The organism is Actinomadura chokoriensis (assembly GCF_041463665.1).
Classification (GTDB): domain Bacteria; phylum Actinomycetota; class Actinomycetes; order Streptosporangiales; family Streptosporangiaceae; genus Spirillospora; species Spirillospora chokoriensis_A.
The window spans coordinates 132,669-150,884 of the sequence record NZ_JAXCEJ010000018.1 but is presented as its reverse complement, the minus strand read 5'-3'; the positions used below and the strand labels follow the sequence as shown (position 1 = coordinate 150,884).

Sequence of the window (18,216 nt, the reverse complement as noted above, 5' to 3'; positions counted from 1 at the left end):
GGGCTCGCCTGGCTCCCATGTTCATCAGGGCCCGCACGGCCCCGTCCGCGCTGAGGTTGATGATGCTTTCCGTAGAGTTCAAGAAATCCCCGCCGGATTGGAGACAGAGCCGGACCGGGCGCGCGATGCGGTTGATGGGGCTGCTGGTCCTGTGGGGCTGCGGGCTGCTGACGTTCGCCCGTGCGGTTCCGCTGGACGTCCCGCCTTCGCGACTGGCCGACGACTTGGCCGAGGGGCGGGTGGGGCACCTTGAGCGTGAGAGCGGAGAGCATGCCTTGGCCGATGGCGGGTCGGTGCGATGGTCCACCGGCCTGCTGACCTGGTATCAGGCGTCGCTGCCGGGCCCGGGTGGATCGTCGGACGGGGCGGGCGTTTTCGGCGAGGATGCTCCTGAGGAGACGCTGGAGCGGCTGATCACCGACTCGCCCCAGCAGGTCAAAGTGACACCGGTGCAGGACCTGCATGGTGAGCGGAACTGGTGGGAGAACCGTCACCCGGCCCAGTTCGCTCCGGCGGCCGGGCTGCTTTGGCTGCTGCTGCTCGTGGTGATGGCCCGGCGGCCCGACCATCGCTCCGCCAGTCGGTGGGCCTGGTTCTGGCTGTTCACGGTCGGGCAACTCGGTGCTCTTGCGTATCTGCTGGTGGAACCGCGTCCGCTCTGGACGCGTGACGCCGGTGAGGCTCATGCCTCCGCGCCGCGATTGAGCGGCGTCAGCGGTTTCCTTGTGGCGATACCGCTGGGCCTCGCCACAGCGGGAGCGGCGTTCGCCCTGCGAGCGGCCCTCACGTGATCTGTCATGAGTCGCACTCGGCACGGCTACTCTGCCGGCCATGTCGACAAGCGAGGACGAGGTGTTCGATGCGGTGGTCCGGCGGATCGCTGCGGGCGGGTACATCGACGAGGTGCCGACCGCCCGGTTGGCGCCGCTGCGCCCGGCGTCGCCTGCCGCGGTCGCGGAGGCTGAGGAACTGGCCGGCCGGTCGCTGCCACCGCTGCTGCGCCGTCTCTACCTGGAGGTCGGCAACGGCGGGTTCGGTCCGGGTTACGGTCTCCTCGGCCTCCGGGGCGGGCACCGAGCCGGCGGCCTGGACGCGCTGACTGGGCTCAAAGGCGGTGCCCTCATCCTGTGCGACTGGGGATGCGGAATCAGCAGCACGCTCGACCTCACCGACGACCAGGTATGGGGCTGCGACCCGAACCCGGCGCCGGACGACGTGTCATGCACGTTCCCGCAGCATCTGACGATCGTCGACTGGTTCTCCAAATGGGTGGAGGGCACGCTTTACCAGCCTTGGCTGGTAAAGGACCCGACGACCGGCGAGTGGCGCGGCGCGACAGACGCCGAGTACGCAGAGATGATCGAGGAAGCGTTCGGCCCCGAAGGCACTCAGACTGACCTCGCTGGAGCCTGAGAAACCACATCGTCCTAGCGTGCCGTCGGCCAACGAGCACGCTGGTTGTGACCGTAAGAAGAAGAAACGTTCGTTCGCTGGTTTGTAGAACGGTTTTGGGGTCGTCGGGGTGGTGGGCGTACAGGGTTTGGTGCGTAGCTCGGGGCGGGTGGCTGCTGGTAGTTGGGCTGGCACCTTGATCTCAAGTGTGGTTGAGGTTGCATGCTTGAATTCCTTGTCAGTGCACGGTTTGGGGTGGTCGGTGTGCGGGTGGTTCAGGCGCTGCGGTTCGGAGGTCCGGAGGTGCTGGTGGCCGGTGAGGCTCCGGATCCGGTGGCTGGGGCGGACGAGGTCGTGGTCGATGTGGCGGTCGCGGGCATGACGTTCGTCGAGACGCAGATCCGGCGTGGCGTCGACAAGTGGCATGCCAAGCCGTCGTTGCCGTACGTGCCGGGCGGTCTGGTGGCCGGTCGGGTGAGCTCGGTCGGAGCGCGGGTGGATGCGACTTGGCTTGGGCGCCGGGTCATCGCCGGTACCGGCGAGACCGGCGGGTTCGCCGAGCGTGCCGTAGCCAAGGTCGAGGAACTGTTTCCGGTGCCGGACGGGCTGGGCCTGCCGGAGGCCATCGCCCTGCACAGCGACGGCAGCACCGCGCAGGGCCTGACCGAGAAGGCCGGTGTCGGCCCCGGTGATTGGGTGCTGGTCGAGGCGGCGGCCGGTGGCGTCGGCAGCCTGCTGGTGCAGCTCGCCCGTTCGGTCGGCGCTCGGGTCGTCGGAGCTGCCCGCGGGGCGCGCAAGCTGGACCTGCTCCGGGAGCTCGGCGCCGATGCCGTGGTCGACTACTCCGAGCCGGCCTGGACCAAACGGGTTCTCGAAGCGACCGAGGGCGCGGGACCGGACGTGGTGTTCGACGGCGTCGGCGGGCGTATAGGGCGGGAGGCATTCGAGGTGACAGCCCGCGGTGGCAGGTTCTCGGTGCACGGAGCCTCCAGTGGCGAGGTCACGCTCATCGACTCTGCCGAAGCCCGGTCCAAGGGGGTGGAGGTGATCGGCATCGAGCAGCTCTTCGATTTCGGGCCGAACGTGGCGCGGTGGGCGGAGCAGATGATGTCCCAGGCCGCCGCCGGGCTCGTCCGGCCGGTCATCGGGCAGACCTTCCCGCTGGAACGCGCTGCCGAGGCGCACGCCGCGATCGAGAATCGCACCGCCGTAGGAAAGACCCTGCTGATCATCTAAGGGACCCGCGCCAAGGCGTCAGCCGAGCCGCCGCCCGTCACGCTATGTCGGGCTCCTGGGCGGTCTTGGGCGCTGTTTCTGTGATGAGGGGGACGGAGCGGAAGCCCTTGGTGACCAGCCAGATGCCCAGGGACACTTCCCAGACGATTTCTGGCGCCGTGAACAGGAAATTCACCGGGGACTGTTGCTCGTAGGCGCCGAACAGGACGGCGGTCGCGGTGGCGCAGGCGATGGGGCCTCCGATGAGCCCGATGAACGCCATGGGGCGCGGTACCAGGCCCGACCGGTACATCAGGTAGCCCAGCAGCAGCCCGTTGCCGAACCCCGCGCAGAAGGCGGGGCCGATCAGGAACGTCTGATCCTTCAACGCCACCAGTGCCTGGCCGATCAGAGTGGCGTCGGCGGCGCCCCCGCCCGCCAGGTCCTGCCGCAACGTCACAACGGCGAGCACGCTGGCGACCCCCACCACGATGACGGTCGATTCGAGGATTCGCGAGCCGATGTAACCGAGGGCGATGCTTTCGCTCTGCCGCTTCAAGACCGGGAACAGGACGACCGCGGTGGCGATGTTCGCTACGGCGGTCAGGATCTCAAGGAGGGCTCCCATCCGCACTTGCGTGTCCGCGCCCGCTCCCACGATGTAATTCGCATCGTTGAGGACCGGGTCGTACAGCAACACCGCCGGGATCGAGAGGACGAAGGTGAGGATGAACCATACGCCGGCGATCCTGGCGGTCCGCTGAACGGCGTCCGCCGAGGTTTCCGGCATCCGAGGTTCGATCGTGTTCACGTGACTCTCCAAGGCTTTGATCGGCCCCGCCCGATTGCCGGGATAGTCGTAGGGAACCACGCTGAAGTGGCGCTGTCCCCACCCGATGGTGGCCGGTTCAAGCCTGCCGACGTCCGCTCACGCCACCGTCCATCGGGCGGCGCGCCCCGGCTCGCAGCGGGCACGTGATCAGCTGGGCTCGGCCGGCGACGGAGAATCTGTGTCCACTTTAGGACTGTTATGCCCCATTGACTGCTCTGCTCGTTCTTGATCAGGATCCAAGAGCATGAACCGACAACGATGGTGGAAGCGGGGTAGCCTCGCCTTGAGCCTGGCCATCTGCGCCATGATGCTCAATGTTGGTCCAAGTAGTGCGGCGACCGAGCTACGGCTGATGACCTGGAACGCGCTGACCCAGGACAGCGGAGGCGGCGTCGCGACCGCCGAGCACATCTGGGAGACCGGCGCCGACGTGGTCGCGCTCCAAGAGGTCTGCGAAGGCATGCTCGGCACCATCCAATCCGAGCTCGGCGATGGATGGCAGGTGTTCTATCACCACGCGTCGATCAACCTGAAGTGTGCCAGGGAGCCCGAGGTCAATACGTCCTTCGGCAACGCGATCCTCGTCCGTCCGGGTGTGGCGGTGAGGGACCCGATCAAGGTCGACTACCCCGCGTGCGACCCCCAGAATGACGAGTCGCGGTCGTTCGTCGCCGTTTCCGTAATCCTCAACGGGGTGCCGGTCAGGGTGCTCAGCACGCATCTGGGACGGTTCGGCGACGGCACCGCATGCCAGATTCCGCTGCTCGCCCAATACGCCAACAGCTGGCAGCGCGGCATCATCGCGGGCGACTTCAACATCCGCTCTGTCAAGAACATCCCCGGCTGCACCCGGCCTGACCAGGCAGGATGCAGGCCCGACGAGTTCGACCCGCTGATCGCGGCCCAGATGGTCAACGCCCATCCATGGAATTACTTCACCGTGGAGAACAACCGCGAGGACTGGAACGTCGAGCCGACCATCAAGATCGACCACATCTTCCACAAGGGCATCCAACGCACCGCCCGCGACACCCCTTCCTGGAACGACTCCTCAGACCACCGCGCACTGTGGATGGACTTCACCACGTCCTAACCGCGGCACGTGAGAAGCCGACGTTCGGCAGAATCCAGCATCCTCGGCTTTCTCCCGCGGTCGTCGCGCCGCGCCGGGCGGGGCCGCCCAAGCCCCGCCCGCCCGCGCTCCCGGCCGTCCGGTGCCCGCCCACGCAGTCCGCGACGCACGGTCACGTCCGCCCCTGGGTGGTGCCGGCACCTCCAGGGCGACGAAATGGGCATTACTCGCCGTCCGGGACGGTCGGGCTCCGGGGGCTCGGAACGTGAGAAGCTGGGCCCGGGACTCATCCGCCGAGGTTCCGGGGAGGACGCCGTGTCGACCGGTCAGCCGCTTCTCGGGCGTCCGGCGGGCGCCCAGGGGCGAGGAGACCCGGCGGCGCATCATCGCGGCCACCATGAGGTGCGTGGCCGAGGTCGGCTACTCGCGCGCGACCATCCGCGAGATCGCCCGGGCCGCCGGGATGACCAGCGGCAGCCTCTACCACTACTTCCCCAACCAGTCCGAGCTGATCAGGGCCACGTTCGCGGAGATCGCCGGAACCACCGTCCCCCGGCTGTCCGCCGCGGCCGACGGTGCGGACGGCGTCCTGGACAAGCTGATGGCCGTACCACGTCTCCGGCGTGCACCCGCAACTGCTCAACCGGATCGACATCGACCCGGCGAAGAGCCGCTACCTCTTCCTCGACAGGCACAGCGTGGCCTGTGCGCCCTTCGACGTGGCGAACGCCGAGGACTTCGGTCCTGAACAGCACGTCGAGGGAATCCGGGGGCTCCAGGAGACCTTCCCGTCGTTGCCGATGATCCTGCCCCGTTTCGAGGAGCTGGTCGCCGCCCACCGCGACGAGGACGGGAAGCTGGAGTTCCCGGAAGGCGTCACCGCCCGGACGATCCTGCAGCAGGCCACCCGCGACACCTTCACCGGCATGGGCCTGGACGTGAGCCGGCTGACCGACGCGCAGATGAGCGACAACCAGGGCTGGACCCTCTTCCCGAACTTCTTCATGACGATCCGCGCGGGCGAGTGCCACGTGGTCATGGCGATGCCGCACCCCGGCGGCGACCCCAACAAGTGCGTCTGGCACGTCAGCAGTTACATGTGGCTGCCCGACGAGCCGGCCGACCAGTTCCGGGCCGAGCTGATCGACGTCACCGAGCCGGGAAGCCACGAGTACTTCCTCGCCCTCCAGCAGGACTACGAGCAGATGCAGCGCCAGCAGGGGGGCCTGCGCAACGAGCGGCTCGACCATCTCTCCCTGGTGAAGGAGGAGGTCGTCGTCGCCCACTTCCACTCCGTCCTGGACCGTCACCTCGCGTCCACCGCGCGCGCCTGAAAGGCAGACCGTCGGCTCTCCGAGAGATCAGCGACGTCATCGACGACTACACCGGGAACTCGCGCAAGGCGCTGGAGTACGCCCTCACCACCAAGCGCATCGTCGACGGCGCCAAGCGGCCCGGTTTCTCCGCCGGGGACTGGGCACCGCTCGCCGCGCTGGTCGCGGTCGACGAATTCGAGCGCGTCGGCACTTCAAGGAAGTGATGACCTGGAACGAGTACGTCGGCTTCCTGACCGCCTGGGCGCCCTCAGCCGAGTGTGACTGCTCGTTCAAACGCGTCACCGAGACGCCGAACCTGGCGTTCCTCGAACTGGAGGAACGCAGCGCCGTGGGTAGGCCCGCTCGGCCGCCACCTGTACGGAAAGGGCCGGGACGCCCGAGCGCGAACAAGTCGCCGGGTCCGGCCCTGACCGGCCCACCACCTGCGCGTCCGCTGTCAGGTGGCGCGTTCGCCCAAGGTCGGACGGCCAGGCCCTCAATCTGACAACAACGATCTTCTTGTGGATTCGCGAGCGGATCGGGACTCTTGATCACGCCGGCAACGCTCCCCCAGTGCCTGCCATCAGGAGAACCCATGAAGTTGGTTTCATATGCCGCTGCCATCGCGGCGCCCGCACTCGCCGCAGCCGTCCTCTTCACCTCCCTGAGCGGAGGGTCCGAGGCGCCTGCGGTGCGGGTGGCCGACGCCGGGGCCCTGCCGAGCGTGAACATGGAAGCAACGGTCAAGGCGGCCCAGATCGACCCGCGGCGGGCTGACACCACGCTGACCCCGGGCGCCAAGGCCAGCGTGCTCCTCGTCGAACGGGCGCTGCGCGACCGGAAGCTGCTCGACGCGAAGTGGGTGGACGGCTACTTCGGCACCACGACGGTCACCGCCTACGCCAAGTACCAGAAGTCGCTCGGCTACACGGGTGTCGACGCCAACGGCCTGCCCGGAAAGTCGTCGCTCACCAAGCTCGGAGCCGGACGCTTCACGGTCACCCACGCCATCGTGCCGGGCGCCCGGGTGTCCAGCGGCGGTGTCGTCATCAACACCCGCACCCGCAGCATGCTGGCCGAGGCGAAGCGGCTGCTCGGCCGCAATCTCGTGCTGGAGCAGGGGTCTTACAACCCCGGCGGCGACACCACGTCCGCGGGCACGCACGACGGCGGCGGTGTCGTCGACATCTCCGTGAAGGGGATGAACGCCGCCACCCGCACCTCGGTCGCCCGCGCGCTGCGCCGGGTCGGCTTCGCGGCATGGGTGCGCAGCCCCTCCCAAGGCGACTGGCCGTGGCACATCCACGCCACCGCCATCAGCGACACCGACCTCTCCGTCCAGGCCCAGCACCAGATCGGTGACTACTACCTAGGCCGGAACGGGCTCGCCAACCGCGGCCCGGACGACGGCCCGAAGGTGACCGTCCGCACCTGGGACGAGTACCAGCGCCAATGACCATCCGTGATCCGGATCCCACAGAAGAAACAAAGGAGAACACCATGAGCAAGGTCAAGATCCTCTCCGCGACGGCCGCGGCCGTCGCGGTCGGCGGGGCGGCCGTGACGACCGCCGTCATCGCGTTCAGCGGGCCGGAGTCCGTCAACGCCTCGGCCGCCGGGGCGGCGGCCAGCCGCAACGGCGTGTGCGACAGCGGCGAGTTCTGCTACTACTTCAACAGCGGCAACAAGGGGTCGCTGTCGGACTTCACCGGCTCGGTCGCCGACCTCGGCGCCAAGCAGCCCTCCTGCTACGAATTCAAGAGCGCGGGCACCGGCAAGGGCAAGTGCGTCAAGAACAACGCCGCCTCGGTCTGGAACCGCAGCAGCAAAACCGTCCGGGTCTACTTCAACAGCGGATACGGAGGCAAATACCAGGACTTCAAGGCCGGCGCCAAGGGCAACCTGAACTCCAGCCTGAAGAACCAGAACGCCTCCCACCAGTTCTCGCCGTCGTCGCGCACGAACATGTCGTTCGGGCTGTACAAGCTGAGCGGCGGCCGGATCACCTGCGGCTTCGACGGCTACACCAGCACCGCCGGACGGCACGAGGGCATCGACATCGCCCGCGGCATCGGCTCGGACGTCCGCGCCCTCACGAGCGGTCAGGTCATCTACATCGCGCGCGGCGCCAACGGCAGGTCCGGGCTCTCCACGATCGCCGTCTACAACTCCTCGCTGAACAAGACGGTCATCTACCTGCACTCCGCTCCACGGTCCTCGCTGGCGGTGGGCCAGAAGATCAGCCGCGGCCAGGTCATCGCCGACGAGGCGTGGCGCGGCGTCTCGTACGCCTCGTCCGCGCACACCCACGTCGAGATGCGCCTCGGCAAGCAGACGCACGCGGCCAAGAGCGTCGGCGACTCGAAGCTGGAGAACCCGAACCCGACCTCGTTCTGGAACTCCCAGGGCTACAACGTCCGATAGAGCGCCGTGGCCACTGACAAGAGGAAGACGACAGTGTCGAGACGAAGAGCCCGGCTCACCGCGGGGATCGCGACGATCGCGGCCACGGCGCTCGGCGGGGTCGCCGTGACGACCGCCGCCATCGCGTTCGGCGGGGTGGAGTCGGTCAACGCGTCGCCCGCCGGAGCGGCGGCCGGCCGCAACGGAGTGTGCGACACCGGCGAGTTCTGCTACTACTTCAACAGCGGCAACAAGGGGTCGCTCTCGGACTTCACCGGCTCGGTCGCCGACCTCGGCGCCAAGCAGCCCTCCTGCTACGAATTCAAGAGCGCGGGCACCGGCAAGGGCAAGTGCGTCAAGAACAACGCCGCCTCGGTGTGGAACCGCAGTAGCAAAACCGTCCGGGTCTACTTCAACAGCGGCTACAGCGGCAAATACCAGGACTTCAAGGCCGGCGCCAAGGGCAACCTGAACTCCAGCCTGAAGAACCAGAACGCCTCGCACGAGTTGCTGAGCTCCGCAAAGCCGATCGGCTGCAAGACCGACGGCACGGACAGCAAGCTGCCCACGACGATCCTGGTGTACAGGACGTCTCTCAACCGCGTGGACCGGGTGCCGTTCAAGACATACGTCAAGAACGTCCTCCCCAACGAGTGGGTGTCGAGCTGGCCGAAGGCGTCCCTCAACGCCGGGGCGATGGCCGTCAAGAGCTACGGCTGGTACTGGGCGCTGCATTCGACGCGCAAGACCGCCGGCGGCCAGTGCTTCGACGTCTACGACAGCACGTCGAGCCAGGTGTACAAGCCCGGCTCCGCGAAGGCGTCGACGAGCGCCGCGGTGGACGCGACGTGGAGCGCCAAGATGACCCGCGGCGGGAAGATCCTGCGTGCCCACTACTGCGCCACGACGACGGCGTGCGGTGGGTGGGTCACCGGCGACTGGATGTCGCAGTACGGCTCTCGCGACAAGGCCAACGCCGGCTGGAGCTACTCCAGGATCCTCAAGTACTACTACAGCGGGATCGTTCTCTCCTGACCCCGTGAACCGCCGGACCCTGGTTCCCCGCCGTCCCCGCCACGGCGGGGAACCAGTGTTTTTCCACGATGGCCCGCGGTTGAGATGAGTGATCGGGTCGGCGATCGTCTGGCGGGTGGGACGGCCGGGCCGCGGCGGGCCATCACGCCCGCCTGGGTGAGCATGCACACGGTCAGCGCGGTCATCATTCCCCCGTACCACGCGGTGGGCCAGTGGGCGTTCGTGAGCGCCAGATGGGCGAGGACGGAGAGGACGATTCCACGGCCGACGATGGCGATCGCGGCGATGAGGTGTTCGTCGCGGCGCGCGCCTCGTTCCGTCGACAGGGCGCGCAAGAGCAGCAGCGCGGCGGCCAGGTATACGGCGTTGACGGCGGCCAGGTGAACGGTGGGCTGCCGGACGGCACCCACGAGCATGATCGTCCCGGCGATCCAGCAGACGGCGCTGAACTTACACGTCCAGCCGCGGCCGTGCCGCACCAGGAACGTGCGTTTGCCGAACATCTCGTCACCGCGGACATCACGGAAGTCCTTGAGCAGAATCCGGCCGATGAAGCCGACATACAGCCCGGCGAGCAACAGCAGGTCGCCTTGCCGCAGCGAGTCGCGCACCGCGAAGATTCCGATCAGATAAGGCACGGCGACGTAACAGGCGGGCAGCACCAGCGGCGCCAGCACGCCTCGGGCGGCCAGCCTGACCGGGCGAAGCGAATAGTTCGCGCTGATGGCCAGGCCCACCACGGTCACCACCGTTGCCGGCCAGTACAGGGTGAGGCTCGCCACCAGCGCCAGAACGCCGGCGGTGGCGCCGACCAAGAGCATGTCGCGGCGGTGCGCGGTGGCGGCCGCGAGAGGCCGCCCTGGGTCGCCGGGCAGGTTCACCCGGTCGATGGACACATCGGCGACGTCGTTGCAGGCCACCGAGAACACCAGGAACCCGAAGACCACGACGAGGGCTCGGGCCAGCAGCAAGTGATCTTCGTCGTGGCCCGCCTGGGCCAGCCCGGTGACCGTGAATAGCCCCAGCAACAGGACGACCGCCGGCCGGGCCATGCGGACGATCAGCAGCAACCGCGGGATCACTTGTTGCTCCCGAAATTGGACATGGCATAGACGAAGAAGAACAGGACTCCGACGACGGCCAGCCCGCCGACGAGCAGGACGACCCCGGCCACGATCGCCAGCGTCGTCACCAGCAGGCGAATCACGTCGCGCTGAGGTTGTCGGCCCATGCACCGACCCTGACCCGGAGCGGCGGACAGCGCATGAGTCCACCTACTCAGACCGGCTGAGTACTCCTACCTAGATTTCCACGAAGCCACTGGATGGCATCCTCTGCGGGGCACCTCGGGGACTCTTCGCTCAAGTGACCAAGAAGCCCCGCGAACTGTCCGGGTTACGCGGTAGCCGTCTACGAACTGGACCCGTCGTCTTCGAGGACGGCGCGGATCCGGCTCCACGCGTGTTCGGCATCGGTGTCGGGAGCGGGTTCGAAGACGAGCACGCCGTCCCCCAGGTCGAGCGTGAGGACCGGAGTGCCGGTCTCGGTGAGCATAGGCTCGCTCACGTCGACACCGTAGGGCGCCTCCAGGACGCTCATCTCGGCGTCCCCGCGCGGATCGAACATCAGCAGCCCCGGCGCCACCCACAGGGAACCGCGGAGCAGCGCCTTCTCGGGCACGGCGACCCGGTCGTACGGCAGCGGCCCGCACAACCGGCCGATCAGGCAGAGCCGGGGGCGGCGGCCCGCCGTCAACTCGGCCACGATCTCGTCGGTGTCGCCGAGCGCCGGTGGTATCACGTAGAACGCCAGGCCAGGCCGTGGACCGTCCAGCTCGCGACGGTACGAACGCAGCGACGGGCGGCGACGGAACAGTCGATCGGCGGCGGGCCGCAGAAGCAGGCCACCGCCGAACCCCAGTACGGACGCGACGATGACCGGCACAGCGAAAGACACCACGTCACCCTAAACTCCGGCGAAGGGGGTGCACATCGGCCATGTGGACGATGCTGGCCGGGGCGGTGAATCACCCCTCGAAACGCCAGCGCATAAGCACATCAGAATGACGTGAGCCCTTGTTTCCGTATTCCGGCTGGACATCAGTTCCGTCCTGCCCGCGCATCCGTCCGGGGCGTGGTGCGCGGTATGCGGCTCACATGTGTTCGCCGGGTTTGCGTGCCAGGACGAGCCGGTAGCGCGGACTGCCGTCCTGGCGTCGCCCCAAGGACGTCATCGGGGCCGTTGCCACGCTGAATCCGGCTGCTGTCAGGTCGTTGCGGACCGCGTGCAGCGGGCAGGTGCGGTAGTACATGACGAACGGGGGACGCCAGACGGCGTTCCGCATGCGCATGACCAGGTCGAATCCGAGCAGCGCCCAGTACAAGCCTGACGAGACCGGTGGCGGCGCGCCGATCGGGAAGGCGAAGAGCCCGCCGGGCCGTAGCGCGCGGTACACCCCGGCGAAGAGCGCGGGCCGTTCGGCGGGCAGCAGGTGGCCGAGCGCTCCGAAGGTGACGGCGAGGTCGAAGGCATCGGCGAAGGGCAGGGCCCGGACGTCGGCCCGTACCCACTCGGCGTCCGGGTGAGCTTCGCGCGCCTGCGCGAGCATTCCCGCGCTGAAGTCGACGCCGGTGATGCCTCCCTGGCAGAGGGGTTCGAGGGTCCGCATGCCCGCGCCGGTGCCGCAGCACACGTCCAGTCCCTGTTCGAAAGGCCCGAGCGGACGAAGAGCGTCGGTGGCCGCGTCGAGAATGCCGTCAGGGGTGCGGAACGGCGTGTGGTCGAACTTCGGAGCGAGCAGGTCGTAGCCGCGTTCGACCGAGGACAGCGCCTGGACCGCCAGTTCGCGCAGAGATGGGCCTTGAGCCGAGAACACCGGGCCAAGGGTACTTCTCCGACGCGGGATGGTCCGTGACGCTCAGGACATCGGCAAAGCGCGGGCACGGCCTGTGGGCCGCGCCCGCGCCGGGGTCGCCGTCAGAGCGGGTAGTGCGGTGGCTTGCCTCGCATGGTGATCCAGCGGGTTTCGGTGAATGCCTCGATGTTCGCCGCGGCGCCGCCGAAGCGGGAGCCGGTGCCGGACGCCTTCACACCGCCGAACGGGGCGTTGGCCTCGTCGTTGACGGTCTGGTCGTTGATGTGGACGATGCCGGTCGGGATCTGCTCGGCGACGGCCAGGCCGCGCATCACGTCGCGGGTCACGATGCCGAGTGACAGGCCGTAGTCGCCGGCGGCGGCCAGTTCCACCGCCTGGGAGACCGACGACACGCGCGTGACCGGGGCGACCGGGCCGAAGACCTCCTCGGCGAACGCGGGCGAGGTCAGGGGCACGTCGGCGAGCACCGTGGGCCGGTAGAAGAGCTGCTCGTAGGTCCCGCCGGAGGCGAGCGCCGCGCCCTGGTCGACGCTCGCGGTGACCATGCCGTGGATCTTGTCGCGCTGGCCGGAGTCGATGACGGGGCCGAGCGCGACCTCGCCGGTGGCCGGGTCGCCGACCGGGAGCGCGCCGGCCTTGGCGGCGAGGCGTTCCACGAAGTCGTCGTAGAGGCGGTCGGCGACCAGGTGGCGGCCGGCGGTCATGCAGATCTGGCCCTGGTGGAAGAACGAGCCCCAGGTGGCCAGGTTGACGGCCTCGTCCACGTCGGCGTCGTCCAGGACCAGCAGGGCGGAGTTGCCGCCGAGCTCCAGGTGGGCGCGCTTGAGGTGCCTGCCCGCCAACTCTCCGATGCGGCGGCCGACCGGGGTGGAGCCGGTGAAGGAGATGACCCGGACGTTCGGGTCGGTGATCAGCGCCTCGCCGACGTCCCCGCCGCCGGGCAGCAGCTGCAGGACGCCCGGCGGCAGCCCGGCCTCCTCGAACACGCGGGCCATCAGGACGCCGCCGGTGACCGCGGTGCGCGGGTCGGGCTTGAGGAGGACGGCGTTGCCGAGCGCGAGCGCCGGGGCGACCGAGCGGATGCCGAGGATGATCGGCACGTTGAACGGCGAGATCACCGCGACGACGCCGGCCGGCACGCGGCGTGCCATGGACAGCCTCGGCTCCTCCGACGGCAGCACCTCGCCGATCGACCGGCCCGGCAGGGCGGCCGCCTCGTAGCACTCTTCGGCCGCCACGTGCAGGGCGAACCCGGCCATGCCCGGGACGGCTCCGACCTCCCGGACGTTCCAGCCGCTGATCTCCTCGGCGTGCTCCTGCCAAAGGTCACCGGCCTTGCGCAGGACGGCGGCGCGGGCGGGGTAGGGCAGGGCGGCCCACTCCCGCTGCGCCTTGGCGGCGCTCGCGGCCGCCTCGGCGACGTCCTCGGGGGTCGCCTGCCCCATCCGGCCGAGTTCGGCACCGGTGGCGGGCTCGACCACGGCGTAGTCGCCGCCGGTTCCCGGCGTCCACTCGCCGTTCTTGAAGATGTTCCCCTGCCAAGCGACGCTGTCGAGCAGTCCCACGGGTGTCTTCCTTTCCTGTCAGTGCTTCATGCGCAGTACGGGCTTGAGTGCCTCGCCGCGACGGCTGTCGTCGAGGGCCCGGTCGATGTCGGCGAGGTCGTGGAAGCGGACCAGCCGGTCGAAAGGGAAACGGCCCTGGCGGTACAGATCTACCAGGGCCGTGATGAGGACCTGGCCGCGCCCGCTGCCCCCGAGCGTGCCGACGCCGCGGAACGGGGCGCCGAGTTCTTCGGCGACGGCGGCGGACACTCTCATCTGGGCTTCCTCCTCTCGCCGAGGTCCGGACGGGGCAGCCGCGGGTTCAGCCGCTCGACGAGGCGGGCCGCGTCGAGGACGCTGTCGTCGCGCCCGGCCGCCCCGGCGAGATGGAGCCCGACGGGCAGGCCGTCCGCCAGGGCCACCGGCACCGAGACCGCGGGCAGCCCCGCCGCGTTGAACAGCGAGGTGAGCCGGGTCAGCACCAGCTCGACGCCATTTCCGGCCCGCGACCGCGACCTCGGCGGTGCGCGGCGCCATGCGCATCAGCTCGGTGAGGTCGCGTCCGAACAGGGCGGGGTCCTGCTCGAAGGCGCGCCGGTGGAACGCGCCCGCCTCATCGAGGATCCTGCCCAGCACCGCCTCTGGCATGCGCGTTTCGTCGGGGACGACGACGTCCTCGATACGCACCCCGTGCTCTTCGAGCCGGGCGCGGGCGGCCGCGAGGGCCGTGCGCACCTCCGGGGCGAGCACCGCGTCGAACCAGCCGCCGAGCCAGCCCCCGCCGAGCCCGCCGCGGTCTTCTCGTCGCGCACCGCCATCAGCGACAGGCTGAGCCGGCTGCGCAGCAGCAGGTAGCAGCCGGCGATGGTGCTCAGCGCCAGCGCGAGCGCCACCCAGTACGTCAGCGCCCCGCGCAGCGTCTGGTCGATTCCCGACAGCCCGGTCAGCCCCTTGCCGCTGCCGCCGCCGACGCTGTCGATCCGCACCACCAGCAGCCGGTCAGCGTTCGCGACCAGGACCGCGAGTTCCCCTTCTGGCGCGGGACGGGTCAGGAGGCGCTGCGGAGCAGGTCGTGGATGGCCTCGCTCATCGTGACCGGGTCGACCTGCCCGAGGGGGACCGTGTCCGTCGGAGAGGGGGCGGGGGCGCGGCCCGCCCACAAGGTCTTGATCTTCTGGTCTTCGCCCTCGCCGTACATGTAGTAGTGGAGGCCAGGGCTCAGGCCGGCCACGACGTAGAGGCCAGCGGGGTCGCGGCGGGCCAGCCACCCGCCTGCGAACTCGCCGGATTCGTTCACCGATTCCCAGCGGCCTTCGGAGTGGCCCTTCGCCTTGCCGTAGGGCAGCACCAGGCCCTCCACGCGGGCGAGCCGGTGTGTCGCCCGTTCGGCGGCGGTGAGCCGGTGGACGGGGCGGCCGAGCTGCTCGAACGGCTGCAGGATCTCGTAGTCGGCGAAGAGTTCCGCCCAGCTGTCGAGGTCGTCCAGCTGGAGCGGATGGGCGATGCTGATGCGGGCGTCCTGCGCCGGGGTGAACGGGTCGTCGTCGACGTCGGCGTAGGTACGGTCCTCGGCGACGCGGAAGGCGGTGCCTCCGTCAGTGATCCAGACCAGCCGGCGGGCGATGTGCCCCAGCAGCGGGTGGACGACGAACAGGCCGTGGAAGTCGTCCGGCGTCCAGCCCCGCCGGGTGATCATCGCCAGTTCGAGGCGTTTGATCTCCTGGACGGCGATCGTCCGCACGTCCTTCTTGAGGCCGGTGAACAGGGCGTGCGCGGCCGGGGCCAGGGCCGGGTCGTCCTTGGGACCGGGCTTGGGCGCGCTCTTGCGGACCTTGCCGTTCGCCTTCACGACCAGCGGGACGAGTTGCTGGTCGAACGTCACCGTGAACTGGCGGGACCCGTAGTCCAGGACGAGGGTGCCGCGGTCGTCCAGGCCGAAGTCTGGGACGGCGCGGTCGGCGAGGGCGTCCCGCGTGATGCCGCGCGCGGCGGCGATCTCGTCGATCTTCAGGGCGGCCCTGGCCTTGAGGCCCTTGTAGTTGCCCCGGCGGGTCAGCTCGAACAGGTGGGTGAGGGCGACGTCGGAACCGATGCCGGCCAGGACGTCCAGTGCGGCGGTGGCCCGGCCGGTACCGCTCTCGCCCGGCCACAGTTTGATCAGCGGGGTGAGCCTGCGCACCGTCGTGTCGTCGCCGATCAGGCCGAGCTGCGCCAGCGCCCACCTGTGCTTGGCGGGCGCGCCGAGCGCGAACCAGCGCTCGAACAGCGCCCAGGAGAACTCGGCCAGCGAGTGCCGGTCGCAGAAGCCGCGGACGTCCGCGGCCTCCGGCGCCTTCCTGGCCAGCAGGTTGAGCAGGGCCCGGGTCGCGGTCGCGGGCAGTGCCCGGTCGCGGTCGCGGGTGAGGATCCGCGGCAGCCGTTCCGGGTCGGCCCAGTCGGTCTTCGAGCCGCGGGCGGGCGGCCTGCCCGCGAGGACATCGGGCAGGTCGTCGCTGTCGGGGACGGCCGGACGCGGCAGCAGCGCCTCGGCGGCGCCCGGCGCCAGTTCCCCGGCCAGCTGCGGCCTGGCGTGCAGAAGCCCGCGCAGGAGGCCGGCCGCTCGCAGGCCCCAGGTCGTCCCGTCGCCGGCCAGCGGCGCCAGCGCGCGGACGGCATGCTCCGGGTGCCGTTCGATCGCCTCCTGCAAGGCGGCGGGCACGCCGCTCTCACCGAAGCGCCGGAGCAGGATGGGGAAGATCCTCTCGTCGGCGATGGCCAGCAGCGCCTTCACCACGACCGGGCGCGTCTTCTCGGCTTCGTAGGAGTGGCTGAAATTCGTGTCGAGCAGCGGCAGCACGCTCTCGCCGAGCCCGTCCAGCAGCGTCCCGACCGTGGCCGCGGACACCGGTATCCAAGAGACCAGGGACGCGTGCGCGGCGCTGGACAGCGAGCAGATCACATGCTCGTAGCCGAGGGCCATCGATCTGCCGGAGTCCTTGAGGGTCTCCTCCACCCAGGCCACCTCGGTCGGGACGAGGTAGGCGGCCGTGCGCCGCCGCGAGGCGTCGCCGCGGTGTGCCGCGAGGCGCGCGACCGCGTCGCGGTACTCGGCCTCGGACGCCCCCGCGAGCAGCGTGCGGAGGCGCTTGACCACCGCGTCCTCGGCGATCCACGCGATCGCGCCGAAGTGGTCGTCGGCGGTCGCACGCCGTATCTCGCCGCGCCATCCCGCCGGTGAGGCGCCGCCGGCGTAGGAGACGAGCATGATGAACCCGTTCCCGTCGGGCGTCGCCCGCCGGGGCGCGGGACCGAGCACGACGGAGGACGCCTCGGTGACGGCGCAGGCGGCGAAGGCGATCCCGTGATCCAGCGTCCAGGCGTCCAGCAAGGCCGCGCCGTCGGTGCCCTCCAGATATTTCACCGCGACGGCGGCGACGGCCGCCGCGCCCACCGGGTCGGGTTCACCGTCCAGCCACGCCCCTACGGCCCGGCCCAGCTCCGGGTCGGTGCGCTCGTGCCCCGCCATCTCCGCGGCGATCGGACGTGCCGCACGCTCCCACTGGCGTGCCTTTCGTGCCGCGTCCTCGTCCAGGACGATCCGGGGTCCGGCGATGCCGCCGCGCCTCGGATGGATGTGCTCGCGCCACTCGACCGGAATGTCCACCGTCTCGACCATGGCACCGCAAGCTAGCGATGGCGGCCGACATTCCGGTTCATGCCGGGGCCAGGACGCCGCCGTACTCGCGGAAGTCGCGGTTGAGTTTGGAGGCGCCGAGGAAGGTCTCGAGTTCGACCGGGGCGGGTTCCAGCGGCGGCTGGGACGGGTCGGGGCGCCAGTCGTCCACGTCGACCAGGCCGGGGGCGACGGGGGTCAGGCCGGTGAAGAGGGCGTCGACCTCCGCGCGGGAACGGGTCTGCCACGGGATTCCGGCGGCGGTCATGCGGGCCTGGAGGTCGGCGCCGCGGGCGGTGTTCTCGGTGACGACCTGGGAGAACGCGAGGCGGCTGCCCGGGGCGGCCCGGTCGAGGATGGTGCGCAGGACCCGTTGTGGATCGTCGGCGTCCGGAAGGTGGTGGCCGACGGACAGGAAGAGCACCGCCAGGGGCTCGTCGAAGTCGATGAGGCGGCGGGTGTCCTCGTGGTCGAGGACGCCGTCCTGGTCGCGCATGTCGGCGGGGATGACCGTCGTGGAACCGTTTCCGGCCAGAAGGGCACGGGCGTGGATGAGAACAATGGGGTCAATGTCGACGTAAACGACGCGAGCATCGGGCGCGAAACGCTGCGCGACCTCGTGCACGTTGTTGCCGGTCGGCAGGCCGCACCCCATGTCGATGAACTGCCGGATTCCCGCTTCCTGGACGAGGTGGCGCACCACGCGGTAGAGGAACAGCCGGTTGGCCCTGGTGATGTCGAGCGCTTCGGGGAATGCGGGCAGGTTCGCCATCGCGAACTGCCGATCCACCTCGTAATTGTCTTTTCCGCCCAGGTACCAGCCGTAGACGCGCGCGGAGGTCGGAATGTCGTGGGGAATCTCGTCCAGGCTCACTTACAC

At 69.5% G+C, this 18,216-nt stretch carries 18 protein-coding genes and 2 pseudogenes; 10 read left to right on the top strand and 10 right to left on the bottom strand.

The genetic code is table 11. The annotated features are described in order from the left end of the window. Window positions 1–17: 17 nt before the first annotated feature. The 3 genes from SM418_RS26125 (at window position 18) to SM418_RS26115 (ending at window position 2,628) form a co-directional block, all read left to right on the top strand. Entirely contained in the window at window positions 18–791 is a 774-nt protein-coding gene (locus tag SM418_RS26125; RefSeq protein WP_371943689.1) for a hypothetical protein, read from the top strand. A gap of 40 nt (window positions 792–831) precedes the next feature. Further along, window positions 832–1,413 carry a hypothetical protein gene (locus SM418_RS26120; RefSeq protein WP_371943690.1) on the top strand — a complete coding sequence of 194 codons (582 nt, stop codon included), beginning with the start codon at window positions 832–834 and terminating at the stop codon, window positions 1,411–1,413. Window positions 1,414–1,614: 201 nt separating this feature from the next. Then, window positions 1,615–2,628 carry a zinc-binding dehydrogenase gene (locus SM418_RS26115; RefSeq protein WP_371943691.1) on the top strand — a complete coding sequence of 338 codons (1,014 nt, stop codon included), beginning with the start codon at window positions 1,615–1,617 and terminating at the stop codon, window positions 2,626–2,628. A 37-nt stretch (window positions 2,629–2,665) separates the two neighbouring features. On the opposite strand, the gene SM418_RS26110 is transcribed toward SM418_RS26115, so the two are convergent. Next, window positions 2,666–3,418 carry a DUF4386 domain-containing protein gene (locus SM418_RS26110; RefSeq protein ID WP_371943692.1) on the bottom strand — a complete coding sequence of 251 codons (753 nt, stop codon included), beginning with the start codon at window positions 3,416–3,418 and terminating at the stop codon, window positions 2,666–2,668. 265 nt (window positions 3,419–3,683) lie between these two features. Between SM418_RS26110 and SM418_RS26105 the strand changes: the two genes are divergently transcribed. The 6 genes and pseudogenes from SM418_RS26105 (at window position 3,684) to SM418_RS26080 (ending at window position 9,265) form a co-directional block, all read left to right on the top strand. After that, complete coding sequence (locus SM418_RS26105) at window positions 3,684–4,532, top strand: endonuclease/exonuclease/phosphatase family protein (RefSeq protein WP_371966113.1); 849 nt, start codon at window positions 3,684–3,686, stop codon at window positions 4,530–4,532. A 121-nt stretch (window positions 4,533–4,653) separates the two neighbouring features. Beyond that, window positions 4,654–5,019, top strand: a pseudogene (locus SM418_RS26100) (TetR/AcrR family transcriptional regulator); the annotation flags it as partial. 112 nt (window positions 5,020–5,131) lie between these two features. Continuing rightward, window positions 5,132–5,845: pseudogene (locus tag SM418_RS26095) on the top strand (SRPBCC family protein); the annotation flags it as partial. 577 nt (window positions 5,846–6,422) lie between these two features. Further along, the gene (locus SM418_RS26090; RefSeq protein WP_371943694.1) at window positions 6,423–7,283 is read left to right on the top strand and encodes a peptidoglycan-binding protein; all 861 of its coding nucleotides are present in this window, start codon (window positions 6,423–6,425) and stop codon (window positions 7,281–7,283) included. A 44-nt stretch (window positions 7,284–7,327) separates the two neighbouring features. Beyond that, a complete protein-coding gene (locus tag SM418_RS26085; RefSeq protein ID WP_371943695.1) occupies window positions 7,328–8,251 on the top strand; it encodes a peptidase inhibitor family I36 protein in 924 nt (307 codons plus the stop codon). 33 nt (window positions 8,252–8,284) lie between these two features. Beyond that, entirely contained in the window at window positions 8,285–9,265 is a 981-nt protein-coding gene (locus tag SM418_RS26080) for a SpoIID/LytB domain-containing protein (protein WP_371943696.1), read from the top strand. On the opposite strand, the gene SM418_RS26075 is transcribed toward SM418_RS26080, so the two are convergent. The 7 genes from SM418_RS26075 to SM418_RS26045 form a co-directional block, all read right to left on the bottom strand. Further along, window positions 9,241–10,335 (bottom strand): UbiA prenyltransferase family protein, encoded by a 1,095-nt coding sequence (locus SM418_RS26075; protein ID WP_371943697.1) that lies wholly within the window; start codon window positions 10,333–10,335, stop codon window positions 9,241–9,243. The genes SM418_RS26080 and SM418_RS26075 overlap by 25 nt on opposite strands. Window positions 10,336–10,343: 8 nt before the next feature. Beyond that, complete coding sequence (locus tag SM418_RS26070; protein WP_371943698.1) at window positions 10,344–10,496, bottom strand: hypothetical protein; 153 nt, start codon at window positions 10,494–10,496, stop codon at window positions 10,344–10,346. A gap of 179 nt (window positions 10,497–10,675) precedes the next feature. Further along, window positions 10,676–11,221: a hypothetical protein gene (locus SM418_RS26065; protein WP_371943699.1), complete on the bottom strand. Its 546-nt coding sequence runs from the start codon at window positions 11,219–11,221 to the stop codon at window positions 10,676–10,678. 196 nt (window positions 11,222–11,417) lie between these two features. Further along, window positions 11,418–12,140, bottom strand: a complete 723-nt coding sequence (locus tag SM418_RS26060) for a class I SAM-dependent methyltransferase (RefSeq protein WP_371943700.1) — start codon at window positions 12,138–12,140, stop codon at window positions 11,418–11,420. 101 nt (window positions 12,141–12,241) lie between these two features. Further along, on the bottom strand, window positions 12,242–13,705 hold the full coding sequence (locus tag SM418_RS26055; protein WP_371943701.1) for a benzaldehyde dehydrogenase: 1,464 nt from the start codon (window positions 13,703–13,705) through the stop codon (window positions 12,242–12,244). Window positions 13,706–13,723: 18 nt separating this feature from the next. Next, window positions 13,724–13,960 carry a hypothetical protein gene (locus SM418_RS26050; protein ID WP_371943702.1) on the bottom strand — a complete coding sequence of 79 codons (237 nt, stop codon included), beginning with the start codon at window positions 13,958–13,960 and terminating at the stop codon, window positions 13,724–13,726. Further along, complete coding sequence (locus tag SM418_RS26045; RefSeq protein ID WP_371943703.1) at window positions 13,957–14,166, bottom strand: hypothetical protein; 210 nt, start codon at window positions 14,164–14,166, stop codon at window positions 13,957–13,959. Before SM418_RS26045 ends, SM418_RS26050 begins: the two co-directional genes overlap by 4 nt. On the opposite strand from SM418_RS26045, the gene SM418_RS26040 reads away from it, so the two are divergent. Further along, the gene (locus SM418_RS26040) at window positions 14,150–14,539 is read left to right on the top strand and encodes a hypothetical protein (RefSeq protein ID WP_371943704.1); all 390 of its coding nucleotides are present in this window, start codon (window positions 14,150–14,152) and stop codon (window positions 14,537–14,539) included. The two genes, SM418_RS26045 and SM418_RS26040, sit on opposite strands and share 17 nt — an antisense overlap. A 193-nt stretch (window positions 14,540–14,732) precedes the next feature. Here SM418_RS26040 and SM418_RS26035 read toward each other — a convergent pair whose 3' ends face one another. Both SM418_RS26035 and SM418_RS26030 read right to left on the bottom strand, forming a co-directional pair. Then, entirely contained in the window at window positions 14,733–17,339 is a 2,607-nt protein-coding gene (locus SM418_RS26035; RefSeq protein WP_371943705.1) for a DUF4132 domain-containing protein, read from the bottom strand. A 37-nt stretch (window positions 17,340–17,376) separates the two neighbouring features. Next, window positions 17,377–18,210, bottom strand: coding sequence for an SAM-dependent methyltransferase (locus SM418_RS26030; protein WP_371943706.1), 834 nt, complete (start codon window positions 18,208–18,210; stop codon window positions 17,377–17,379). Window positions 18,211–18,216: the final 6 nt, after the last annotated feature.